Genomic DNA, 12,361 nt, shown 5'->3' with positions numbered 1-12,361 from the left:
GCTCTAGGTCACCGATATCGCTGCCGAATACAGCCCGCTGACACTTCGAGGATCCCCTATCTTGTTGATCAGGTATAACTCGTTGAATTCAGACACCGTGTACCCATCGGCCTTTTTGAGCGGCTGGAACAAATGGCTGGTCTGGCCACTATTGAGTGCACGCTCCATACCGCTGCGCATGTCCGCCTCCTTGGAGAATTTGACGAGCCCGAAGTTGGGGTCATAGTAAAACCAGATCTTTTGGTCCTTCGTGATTTTGACGCCAGCGGTAACACCGTGCTTTGAATTGCTGATAAGAAAGGCTTTGGAGGTGGTGGCCGTTGCCAAATCCGAGATGATCCTGTCGCAGGTCGCACTGCGGGTGAGCTGCCCAGAGTGAAAATCATCTCTGAGGGTGTTTTGAAATCTCTCCAGGCTGTCGCGGAACCTTTCAGTATTAGGGTGTTTGGGGTGCGCCAGACTGAGGAAGAAGTTGCTGATCAAGGTGTTTTCCGAGCCATCGAGCATGGCCATAGCCATGGTATTCGCCAACGCGGCGCAGCCGCCCTCGGATGCAACGTTGACCTGGCTCAGGTAATACCCTTGCGGCATGGCGATCAAAGTGCCATGGGCGGCGGTCATGTCATCAGCGAATTTTCTGCTTAGCTCTAAGCTGGTTTCCATTGCTCGTTTTTGCAAATGCTTGAACAGAGCCCCGACTTCGGCAGACGTCAGCTTCGGGTCCAGTATCAGTTCGCGCAATTGATGCATTTTCATTGTCGGTGAGAAGCCGTTGATCCCGTCCGGAGCCCCCCTTGCGAGCGCCTCTTCGAACTGCAATTGTTCTGGCGTCGCGGGCTTGCCGGGCAATGGCTTTGTGGGCGGAATGAGCTTTTCGTAGAGTGTTTTGACTTTGCCTGGCAGCGCCTCCAGCTCGTCGATACGCCTGGACAGGCTACCCAGTACCTCGGGTGACGCGGTGGCGTCCGTGGCCAGTTTTTTCAACTGAGTGATGCCCAGCTCTGCTGAATAGCCAGAAATGCTGGCCGGGGCGAGCGTGTTGTACCCCTGATTGAATGCCGCGTGGCCTGTGGTGGTTGCTTTTGCTGCGTCAACTGCGTCGTTGAAGGCCTCCGGTATGGGTATGCCGGGTTTTGCCGGGTTGAACCAGTTGGCGACCCACTCGCTGAGGGTGCCGTTGATTTCACCCTGGGTTGCCAGGACTCTCGGCGTGAAGCCATTCACCGGCGTGCCGTAGGGTTGACGGGTGATGGGGTCGTAGTGGTGCCACTGATCGTTTTTGAATACCACAACACTATCAACCGAGCGCCCGCCGGAGGTGATCGAACCGAGCAGTGCATTGCCATGCTCCTGGCTGATAGCCTTCAACCAATCATGGGCTTTATCCGTGTTTCGTATGTTGGCCAGCCACGCGGTGCTTTTGGTCAACCCTTTGCTCAGCAGGTTTGCGCCGCCAATGGCCAGGTCAGCCAGCCCGTCCAGAGGGTTGAAGTTGCTCAAGGTGACCATGCCGATGACTTTGCCCGTTCGCGCGACCTTGGTGGCAAGGGATGCGGCACTGCCGGCGACCTTGGTGAGTTTGCCGATATTGGCCGCGCCCGCTGTGAGAAAGCCAAACACATCCAGGGCCAAGTCAAACCCGCCCTCGACGTTGTTGCCTTTTTTAAAGTTTTCAATTGCCGAGCGGAAAGGAATCAAGTTCATGAAGAAATCGTTTACCTGATTGATTTTCTCGTTCGCCAGGTCCTGGGTCGTCTGCCCTCTGGCGTATTTCTTGATATCCGGGTCATCGAGATTGAAATGCTCAACGAAGGCATCAGCAATGTCTTGCGTGCGGTCGGTAGCAAAACTATCAATAGCTGCGTCAGTTGCGCCGGCGCGTTCGTTTGCGTGGTCGGCACTGACGCTTTTGGGGACGAACACGCTGGTGTTGAACGCTACATTCGCCTCCCTGGATTCACGTTCTTTCAGCGCCCACATTTCAATGGGCACGATTTCGCCTTTGGTCGGGTCGATACGGTAGCCGCTGGATTGCCCGTCGCGTTCAATTTTCACCAGCAGGTTTTTTTCATACACCGGGTCGGACTTGCTCCAGAAACCCAACTCAGTGGATGAGTTTCGATAATACGTAACTTTGCCGTACTCAAAGTTTCTACGGTCTTCCAGGGGGAGCTGCGCGATCAGGTGTTTGACCGTCGTGGCGAGGGCGATCTTTTTCTTCTTGATTGTTTCCTCAAAGCGCTTTTCGAAGTTATCGCTCACACCAAATCGGTAGCGGGCGTTCAAGTCGTTGATCGGTACACGTTTGTTCGCGGCTTCAAAGAGATAGGGCAATCTCAGATCCATCATTGCGATGTCGAGCATCGAATGCAGGCCGGGTAGCCATGTGTGTGCCTTGTTCTGCCCTCTGCGCGGAATGTTGCTGGTCTTGATCAGTTTTTGTTTGAACAGATCACCCAGGTCGCCATACCGTTCCACCAGTACGGCCATGGCCATCTTTTCTCGGGTGGGCAATTCCAGATCCAAGGCGGCAGAGGCGCCTAGCATGTCCTGCTGTCGGGCTGTGAAGGTGGTTTTCAGGGTTTCCAGCTCTTGCACGGTGTATTGCGTGTCGTCCTTGCGGGCAATTACGTTATGGCAAACCCCCCAATCTACCAGCGCTGCTGTACGAGCTTGCGCAGCCGCCTCGGGTTGCGCCACCCTTGCATGTTCGCCTTCCTGCATCACTTGGGCAAACGTCATGTTCGGGACTTTCCCCGGCGTACTCGCTTCAATGCTCGCCACGGTAATGACCAGGTTCAGCCAGGCTGGGCTGCCGTGCCTCACGGAGGGCGGTATGTCTTTGATCAGGTAAACAGGGGCCTTCTTGGCCAGCAACACATACGCAGCCACTTTGGACAGCACAGGGCTGATCCTGCCACTGTCGACCAAATGCTTGCTCAACGTATCCAGCACTGTAGACGCGGGTTTGCCCCAGTGGCGCGCGTGCGCCAGGTCAAACCCCGCCACGTTATTACGTTGAGGGGCGGTAATGGATTCGGGGTCCAGTTGCAACTGAATGGCAGCCATCAGGTAGTCGGTGGCGCTGTTGGCAGTGGCGATACCGCCGGATTGCTCCTGCAGGTGTTTACCCAGCGTTTGGCCTGCGGAGGAACTGAGCAGGGCCTCCAGTGCTTGCGCGGGGTCACTTTGTACCTCGGGGGTTAGCGGGTGCTGGGCCAGCAAGGCATCCAGGGCGTTCAGGTAGTCAGACCTCATGGAGATAATGCGTAGTCGGCTCTGCTCAGCCTGGCTCAGGGGTATTGACCACGACAACGCGCCACCAAAATTACCCATCGGCTGCGTCAGGGCTTCCTGTTTCACCGTCTTTATCAGCTCGGTCAGCGAAAGTTGGGTGGTAGGTATCGGCCAGCCCTTGGCCCTGATAAAGCTCTCCAGTGTCGCGCCTTCACTGGGGCGCACAGGGAACGATGAGTCAGGATGAATATCCAGGGGGGCTCTCAAGGCAGCCAGTATCGCTTGAGGCGTGGTGTTCACATCCAATTGCTTCGCGATGTCTCCGAGTTTCGTGGTCAGCGTTTGCAGGTCGTGTCTGTCGCCGAACCCTTCCTTGTAGGTTTTCGGTGCAGGCGCGTGCGTCGCGCCAGCCAAGGCAGGGGGAGTGGTTAGCGGCTCGATCAGCGGTGGCTGGCGAGGTGGCCCATCGGGCTTGGTAGAGTGGAAAGGGACGTCATACCAGTGGGGGTTGGCTTGCTTGGTCGTACTGAGCATGGGCGGGGACCTGTAAGGCGAATATCCAATAGGCAAGTTTCCTGAGGAGTGCGTCTGAATTTCAGACGCATTGTTGGGTGAAGGAAAAAGCTGCGAGAGTTCCGCTCGGGCAAAGGATGGAGTGTGACCAATAGCGACATGCGGTTAGTCGCGTTTCGGTGGTCTGGACACCCTTCAGGCTCGCTCTTGTTCCCGTAATTGCGCACTCATCTCATCGCAACTGCATGACCAGTCGCTGAGCCATTGCGGCATCGGCGGCGAGGTGTCGTCCAACCCCAGCTCGCGGACGAACTCGGAAGGGGGCAGGGTGCCCTTGGCGGAGCGAAACAACCCACGCATCACCACCACGCCGACCACTCGCCCATTGCTGACGAAACGGTGCTCCATCAGGTTCCACTTGTGGTCCCAGCCGAGAATGCGAGTGTGCACTTCGAATGCTTCGAACAGCTTCAATTCCCGGCGAAACTTGCCCCAGGTATCGCCGACTATCGGCATGGCCTTGTGGCGCAGGGCCACGCGAAAGGCGCCGGTGCGCAGCACAAAATCCATGCGCGCCACGTCGGCCAGCGTGAAATATCGGCCATTGGTGACATGCCGGTTCAGGTCCAGATCCAGGGGCCAGACCCGCATGCGCACCACTGTGGTGGCCAGGCCATGGACCGGTTTGCGCCAGGGGCGGCGCAACAGCATATGCAGTAATCGAAACCAGAGATTCATAAAGACGCCAGACAGTTGATCAATGGCTGCACTGTACGGAGCCGGAATCGGCTAAGGTAGATGCGTAAATGACTTATTACATGCGAAAAGTGCAAGCTGGAGTTTTTACATGCACGTCACCTTGCTCCTGGCGGACCAATGCTCCGCTGCCAGTGCCACCCTGGCCATGGAAATGCTCAGCGCGGCCAATCTCTTCGCCGACAGCCCGCCCTTCGAGGTGACGCTGGCGTCCCTGGACGGCCTGCCGGTGACGGCGTGGGGCGGGCAATGCCTGCAAGTGCAGGGTTCACTGGCGCAGATCGCGCATACCGACCTGGTGCTGATTCCCGGTTTTCTCTTTACCCTCAAAGAAGCCATGCCGACGTTCGCCACCTACGGCCCCTGGTTGCGTGAGCAGCATGGGCAAGGCGCTGTGTTGGCTTCGATGTGCACGGCGGCGTTCATGCTGGCCGAGACGGGGTTATTGCACGGCTTGCGTGCGACGACCCACTGGGCATTTGCCGGGTTCTTCCGGCGTCGATATGCCCAGGTCAGCCTGGATGAGCGGCAGATCCTCTGCGAAGAGAATCGGCTGGTCACGTGCGGTGGCGCCACGGCGGCGATGGATTTGATGCTGCACCTGATCCGCCGTTTCGGCTCGCCGGAGCTGGCTCATACCTGCGGCAAGTACTTGCTGATCGATGCCGGGCGCACCGAACAGTCGGCCTATGCGATGTGGTCGTTGCCCAAGAGCCACGGTGATGCGCAGATCCTGCGTGTGCAACATTGGTTGGAGCAGCACTTTGCGCAGTCGTTGGTGATCGACGAGGTTGCCCAGCGCTTTGGCTTTGGCGTGCGTAATTTCAAGCGGCGCTTCAAGGACGCCACGGGCTCTACACCGATTGGTTATCTGCAGAGCCTGCGTCTGGAGCGAGCCAAGCAGATGCTTGAGTCGACACGTATGACGCTCGATAGCATCACGTATGCGGTGGGTTATGAAGACAGTAATTCGTTTAGGCGGTTGTTTCAGCAGCGGGTGGGGATGCTGCCGGCGGCGTATCGCAAGAAGTTCCTGATCGCCCAGGGTGTGAAGACGACCTGATACACCCACGATCCCAATGTGGGCGTTGGCTTGCCTGCGATGGCGGCCTGACGGCGTGTGATGTAGAGACTTTGCAAATCGAAGACGAAAAAAAACCGGCTGATCAGGCCGGTTTGGGGTGTCCCGCCAACAGTGCGGGGTTATACGTGGGTGCTCAGCAGACGCTCGGCACCCCCTTCAGCGAGACCACGTTCCTGCAAGCGATCAGCACCGCCTTCAGCCAGGCCACGTTCCTGCAAGCGATCAGCACCGCCTTCAGCCAGGCCACGTTCCTGCAAGCGATCAGCGCCGCCTTCAGCCAGACCACGTTCTTGCAGGCGATCCGCGCCACCTTCGGCAACACGGGTTTCTATCAGGCGATCCGCGCCGCCTTCAGCGACAACCGGGTGGGCAAAAGCGTTTGCAGCGAGTACCGAGAAAGCGAGGCTAAGCAGGATTTGGCGTTTCATGATGGTGTGCTCCGAGTATTTAAGTTGGGTGCCGTTTGGCATGGGTTTGATGTTACGCGTTGCATTTTTTAAGAGAACTTCATTGCGCTGATGGTGACTATCGATGCCAACGATGGTCCCGCTGGCGGGACCATCACTGCGACCGTCATGGCATTTGCGGCAGTTCGTTGGGGCGCAGGTCAAACACCAGCACTTCGGCGTCTTCGCCATGGCTCAAGCGGATCTGGCGTTCGTCCCGTACGCGTACACCGTCGCCTTCCTGCAAGCGCTGGCCGTTAAGCTCAATGCTGCCGCGCGCCACATGGATGTAGGCGTAGCGATCCGGTGCCAGTTCCAGGCGGGCACTTTCGTCAGCGTCGAACAGGCCGGCATACACCCGTGCGTCCTGGCGCACTTTCAGCGAACCGTTGGCACCCTCTGGCGAGATGATCAACTGCAAGCGCCCACGTTTTTGCGCTTCAGTGAAATGCTCTTGCTGATAGCGCGGTTTGGCGCCGGCTTCGTTGGGCACGATCCAGATTTGCAGGAAGTGCACGCCGTGACGCTGGCTGTGGTTGAACTCGCTGTGGGCCACGCCGCTGCCCGCGCTCATCAGTTGCACATCGCCGGGGCGGATCACCGAGCCGGTGCCCAGGGTGTCTTTGTGCTCCAGCGCACCTTCGAGCACGTAGGAGAAGATCTCCATGTCGCGGTGCGGGTGCTGGCCGAAGCCTTTGCCTGCGGCGACGCGGTCATCATTGATCACCAGCAGGTCGGAAAAACCCTGTTCCTTGGGGTTCCAGTAGTTGGCGAATGAGAAGGTATGAAACGACTTCAACCAACCGTGATTGGCGGCGCCGCGTTCGGAAGCTTTGCGAAGGGTCAGCATGGTCCAGTCCTCAAGTGAGCGCGGGCTGCGAGATGCAGGGCGCTTGCGTTGAGAAGAAGGTTAATGGTTAACGAATGATTGATTAAGAAGATGAAAATAGAATAACTGTCGCTTTCAGGTTGACAGTTAAAGTCGTGCCATAATGCTCGCCGCACTCCTTCTCGATGGACATTTCCCGCTTATGAAAACCGTGGCCATGGCGCTGTTCCCGGACTTCCTGCTGCTCGACATGGCCGGGCCGCTGGAAGTGTTTTCGATTGCCAACCGCTACCTGCCAGCGGCCGATCACTACCAGATCCTGACCATCGGCACTGAGCCCGGCCCGTTGCAGGCCTCCAATGGCGTGAGCGTGCAGACCGACCTGCTGTTGGAACAGGCCCAGGCGGCTTATGACTTGCTGTTGGTGCCGGGCGGCCCCGGCGCCTATAACGAATGCCACCCCGCGCTGTTACCGTGGCTCAAAGCTGCGGCGCCACGGGCTCGGCGTATTGGCTCGATCTGCACCGGCGCTTTTGTGCTCGGCCACGCAGGCTTGCTCGACGGGCACCGCGTGACCACCCATTGGCACTACACCGAGCGGTTGATCAAGGCGTTTCCCAACGCCATCGTCGAAACCGACCGCATCTATTTGCAGGACGGGCGCCTGATCACCTCTGGGGGCGTCACTGCGGGTATCGACCTGGCCCTGTCGGTCGTGGCCCAGGACCATGGCAAGCAAGTGGCGGTGGACGTAGCCAAGGTGCTGCTGGTGGTGATGAAACGCCAGGGCGGCCAGGCCCAGTTCAGCCCGATGACTGCCGCCGTGGCGCCCCAGGAAACCCCGATCACCCGTGTGCAGAACCACGTCCTGGCGCATCTGGATCAACCCTTTACCATCGAGTCCATGGCTGAGTTGGCCGGGATGAGCGCGCGCCACTTTGCGCGGCTGTTCGCCAAGGACGTGCAGATGACGCCCATGGCGTTCCTGCAGGGCGCGCGTATCGACCGGGCCCGGCACCTGCTGGAAACCACCGACCTGCCGCTCAAGACCGTGGCCTTCCACGCCGGCTTTGGCAGCGTGCGGCATATGCGCTTTCTGTTCAGCGAAAAGCTCGGGCTGAACCCTACCCAATACCGACAACAGTTCAGTTAACGACACCCTGTCCGTCTCAGGCACCCGATTGTCCGTATTGCTCCCCGTGCCAGCATTGTCCTGTCATCGCCAACTGGCAAGATAGCGTCGAGCCCATGGAAAAGGATGCGCAGGCACTCAAGCACGGGTGTTTCAGCGCTGTGACGGACATGCAAAATGGTACGGCGGTGAGCTTTGGCCCCTACACCTTTCATCGGCAGCAGCGCCTGGTCAGCAAGGCGGGTTGGCCGGTGCCGCTGGGCGGGCGAGCCTTGGATATTCTCGCGGTACTGCTTGAAGCGCCCGGGCACTTCATCAGCAAGGCGACCTTGATCGAACGGGTGTGGCCCAACAGCGTCGTCGAGGACAGCAACCTGCGCGTGCACATCGCCGCGCTGCGTCGTGCGCTGGACGGCCAACGCTGGATCCTCAATCACCCCCAGCGCGGTTACTGCTTCGCTGCGCCTGCGCAGGACGCGCTGCCGACGCTGCTGCCTCAGCACAACCTGGCTGCACGGCTCAGCCCGGTGAGGGGGCGTGATGAACTGGTGGGCGTGCTGGCGCGACGGTTGGCCGCGCAGCGGTTGCTGACCCTCACCGGTGTGGCCGGCATTGGCAAGAGCACGCTGGCCCTGGCCCTGGCCGAGCGGGTATTGCCGCGTTATCGCGACGGCGTATGGTGGGTCGATATGGCCGCTGTGCAAGCGCCAAGCGAGCTGCTCGATAACCTGGCCAGGGTCTTGCTGTTGCATTCGGCGCCCGCCAGCCTCAACGAACTGGGCCGGCGTCTGGCATCGCGTCAGTTACTGCTGATACTCGATGGCGCCGACCTGCTGCTGGGCGCGTGTCGACAGCTACTGCGTGCGCTGCGTGAGATGGCGCCTGGCATCAGCGTGCTGATCACCAGTCGTGAAGCCTTGTTGGCCCCTGGCGAGTGGGTGGTGCGCGTGCCTCGGCTGGCGATGCCGGCGCCGTCGGCCAATGTCGAACAGGCGATGGCCTGTCCTGCGGTGCAACTGTTCGTGGCGCGCGCGCGTGCCAATCAGCAGGGGTTTGATTTGCGGCCTCAGGATGTGGCGCCGCTGCGCGACCTGTGTCGGCGCCTGGATGGCCTGCCGTTGGCCCTGGAATTGGCGGCGGCCCAGGTGGATGCGTTGGGCATCGGCGGTGTGCAGATGCAAGTACGCACGGGCTTGCAAGTGCTGGCCCGTGGGCGCCGCACGGCGGTGGCGCGCCATCGATCACTGACCGCGGCCCTGGATTGGAGCTACGAGCGCTTGAGCCTGCCGCAGTGCTGGCTGTTTCTGCAATTGAGTCTGTTCAAGATGGCAGTCACCTTACCCACCCTGAGTGACCTGGTGGCCGGTACCGAGCTCGAACATGCCGACCTGTCTTACCTGCTGGCGCGCCTGGTCAACGTCTCGCTGCTGAATGTCGAGCCCGGCCTGGGCCCGCCGCGCTATCGCCTGCTCAACTGCGTGCGCAGCTACGCCTTGGGGCAACTGCGGGACCCGCGCCAGGTCGAGCGTTTGCAACAAGGCTATGCGCCTTGCCTGGGCGCGTTCTCAGGCCGGCCGCTTGTCCTGCAACTCGTCGAGCAGGCAGCGCACGCGCAGTAGATCCCGGGTGGCGAAGCCTTCGCTGAAGCGTGCATGGATTGAACTGAGCAAGTCCCTGGCGAGCTGAATGCGCCCTTGCTGTTGCCACAGTAGCGCCAGGGATGCGCCGCAGCGTAGCTCCCAGGCCAGAGCGCCTTGCTGGTGCGCCAGGCCCAGCGCCTCCAGCAGCAGGGTTTGCGCGGCGTGCTCATCCTCTAGCTGCAAGGCGTACACCCGCAGAATCTCCGGGGCGCACCAGCCCGCAGCGCCACTGCGCGCGCGTTCCAGGGTTGGCACATCCACAGCATGGGTGCCGAAGGTGATCAAGGTGTCTTGGATCAGGCCCAGGCCCTGCCAATCCGGTTGGCCAAGAATACCGGCGTAATGCCCGGCCCAGGTCTGGAACAACTGCACAGAATGCTTGTGCGACTGCTCCAGCAGCAGCCTTTGCAGGGCTTGGGCGTCGTCTTCGGCGCCGTTGTAGCGGGCGATCACCACTCCAGCCAGGGCCAGGGTGTAGCAGATCGAGGTGCCGTGGTTGATCTGTAGCGCAAGCTCCAGCGCCTGGCTGGCGGTGCGCCAGGCGCGCTCGGGAAAACCCTGTAACCACAGGATTCGCGCCAGCACGGTCAAGGAGGCGACGCTCTGGTCGTATTGCACGCCAACCCCGAGGGCAAAGCGGTTCACGTGACCACTTTGGGACATACGCTGCAGCACCTGCTCGGCGTGGTGCCTGGCAAGAGCCTGGTTCCCGGTGTAATGCTGGCCCAGCGCACGCAGCCGCTGGGCGCTCAGGTCCAGCAACGGCTCGGTGCGTGGGTCCAGGCGATCAAACTGCAGGCTCAGCTCCTGCGCAGGGCCATAGCGCCCGGCGCACAGGTTCACCGCCATCAGCCCGGAGACCGAGCGCAACTGGCCTGCACGGTCCTGGTGCATCTCGGCCAGGCGCGCAGCCCCCTCAAACGCCGCGATGGTCCGAGGCGCAGCGCCCATGGCGTGATAGGACAGGCTGCCCAGCGCCAATTGCAGTTGCAGGGTCAATTGCGTGCAGGGCGCGCTGACCTGGCCGATCAGCGCCAGCGCCTGGTCCACATAGCCGCCGTGCTCACGCAGCAACGACAATTCTTGCCACAGCGGCATCGCGCTGACCGTCAGGCGGATAGCCAGCAACTGCGCACCGCCCTCGGCAAAGCCCCAGTCGAGGGCGGCACGCACGTCTTCGCGCAGCGGTGCGTAACGGTCGATCCACGGCTGTGTGGCGATCAAATCCCAATCGCCCTGGGCCTGTTCCATCAGTGCCAGGCAGCGGGCGGCGTGGCGCTCTCGCGTGGCATGCAGCTCGCAGGCCTGGCTGAGCTTTTCCAGGGCATAGGTGCGGGTGATGTCCAGCAGGCGATAGACCATCTCGTCATCGCTGGCCTCCACATTCAACAACGACTTGGCCACCAGTTGCGTAATCGAGCCCAGCACTTCGGCGGGGGCCACCTGCTCTCCGGCGATTACCGCCGCTGCGCTGGCCAGGCTGAAGCCGCCACGAAAGACCGCCAGGCGGCGCAGGCAGATTTGTTCGCACGCGGTGAGCAGGTCAAAGCTCCAATCGAGCGTGGCGCGCAGGGTCTGCTGGCGAGGCAGGGCACTGCGTCGCCCACGGGTCAGCAGGCGAAAGTTGTCTTCCATCTGCACCAGCAGGCCCGGCAAGCCAAACCGTTCGATTTGCGCGGCCACCAGTTCTATCGCCAGGGGAATGCCGTCCAGGCGCTGGCAGATATCAATCGCCAGGGGCAGTTCAGCGTCGCTGAGGGCAAAGCTTTCCTGGTGGGACATGGCGCGCTCGATCAGCAATTGCATGGCCGGGTAACCCAGGGCCTGGGCGCGGTTGCCGGTGGCGGGCGGGCAGGCCAGCGGTTCAAGGCGCTGCACATGCTCACCTTCGGCGCGCAGGGCTTCGCGGCTGGTGGTGAGGATGTGCAGGTGCGGTGCATGGCGCAACAGGGTTTCACTGATGAGGGCAATGTCGTCGAGCAGGTGCTCGCAGTTGTCGATCACCAGCAGCATCTGGCGTGCCTGCAGGCTGCGGGCGAGGCTTGCCAGGGACGCATTCTCGCCCGGCGTCAGGCCGAGCAGGGCGGCCAGGTTGGGCAGGATCATGGACGCTGCACTGAGCGGCGCCAGGTCCAGCAGGTGAATACCGTCGCGGTAATGCCCAATCAGCAATTCCGCGACGCGCAGGGCGACGGTGGTCTTGCCGATGCCACCGGCGCCGGTCAGCGTGATGAAGCGTTGCTGCGGCAGTTGTTGTACCAGGGCGTCGATCAGCGCTTGGCGGCCGATCATGCGTGTGCGGCGCAAGGGCAGGTTATGGCTGGGGCGTTGGGGCGCGCCGTCGGTGGGCAGCGTCATGGGTTCGATGCTCAGTGGCGCAACAAAACTGTAGCCGCGCTGGGCGACCGTGACGATATAACGCTGCCCGGCCTGGCCGTCCCCCAGTGCCTTGCGCAACGCCGCCATGTGCACCCGCAGGTTGCCGTCTTCCACCACGCTTTTGGGCCAGACTCGCGCGATCAACTCCTGTTTGCTCACCACATTGCCGGCGTGCTCCAGCAGGATCAGCAGAATGTCCACCGCCCGCCGCCCCAGGCGCAGCGGCCGGCCGGCCTCAAGCACCAGGCGTTGGCGCGGGTGGATGCGGTAGGGGCCGAAATGCACGGCCTGGTCGCTCAAGTCATTCATGGCTGCCCAGGTTCTGGAGGAAGGGAGCGGCCAGCA

Annotated in this window: 8 protein-coding genes; 3 read left to right on the top strand and 5 right to left on the bottom strand. The window is 61.1% G+C overall.

The window, feature by feature from the left end:
• Positions 1-3: 3 nt before the first annotated feature.
• Complete coding sequence (locus RHM69_RS07485; RefSeq protein WP_019816838.1) at positions 4-3,771, bottom strand: hypothetical protein; 3,768 nt, start codon at positions 3,769-3,771, stop codon at positions 4-6.
• A gap of 174 nt (positions 3,772-3,945) precedes the next feature.
• On the bottom strand, positions 3,946-4,488 hold the full coding sequence (locus RHM69_RS07480) for a thioesterase family protein (protein WP_014718812.1): 543 nt from the start codon (positions 4,486-4,488) through the stop codon (positions 3,946-3,948).
• Positions 4,489-4,597: 109 nt separating this feature from the next.
• Here RHM69_RS07480 and RHM69_RS07475 point away from each other — a divergent pair, with 109 nt between their 5' ends.
• The gene (locus RHM69_RS07475) at positions 4,598-5,569 is read left to right on the top strand and encodes a GlxA family transcriptional regulator (RefSeq protein WP_014718811.1); all 972 of its coding nucleotides are present in this window, start codon (positions 4,598-4,600) and stop codon (positions 5,567-5,569) included.
• Between the two features lie 140 nt (positions 5,570-5,709).
• Here RHM69_RS07475 and RHM69_RS07470 read toward each other — a convergent pair whose 3' ends face one another.
• Positions 5,710-6,018, bottom strand: coding sequence for a hypothetical protein (locus tag RHM69_RS07470; RefSeq protein WP_072434039.1), 309 nt, complete (start codon positions 6,016-6,018; stop codon positions 5,710-5,712).
• 145 nt (positions 6,019-6,163) lie between these two features.
• A complete protein-coding gene (locus RHM69_RS07465) occupies positions 6,164-6,886 on the bottom strand; it encodes a pirin family protein (protein WP_014718809.1) in 723 nt (240 codons plus the stop codon).
• A 181-nt stretch (positions 6,887-7,067) separates the two neighbouring features.
• On the opposite strand from RHM69_RS07465, the gene RHM69_RS07460 reads away from it, so the two are divergent.
• Both RHM69_RS07460 and RHM69_RS07455 read left to right on the top strand, forming a co-directional pair.
• Complete coding sequence (locus RHM69_RS07460; protein ID WP_019816841.1) at positions 7,068-8,018, top strand: GlxA family transcriptional regulator; 951 nt, start codon at positions 7,068-7,070, stop codon at positions 8,016-8,018.
• A 95-nt stretch (positions 8,019-8,113) separates the two neighbouring features.
• Entirely contained in the window at positions 8,114-9,616 is a 1,503-nt protein-coding gene (locus RHM69_RS07455) for a winged helix-turn-helix domain-containing protein (protein WP_322255488.1), read from the top strand.
• On the opposite strand, the gene RHM69_RS07450 is transcribed toward RHM69_RS07455, so the two are convergent.
• Positions 9,563-12,325, bottom strand: a complete 2,763-nt coding sequence (locus RHM69_RS07450) for an ATP-binding protein (protein ID WP_168224288.1) — start codon at positions 12,323-12,325, stop codon at positions 9,563-9,565. The genes RHM69_RS07455 and RHM69_RS07450 overlap by 54 nt on opposite strands.
• Positions 12,326-12,361: the final 36 nt, after the last annotated feature.

Source organism: Pseudomonas sp. CCI1.1 (assembly GCF_034348165.1).
Lineage (GTDB): Bacteria > Pseudomonadota > Gammaproteobacteria > Pseudomonadales > Pseudomonadaceae > Aquipseudomonas > Aquipseudomonas paracarnis.
The sequence above is the reverse complement of the archived record's forward strand: the minus strand, read 5'-3'. Positions and strand labels throughout refer to the sequence as shown.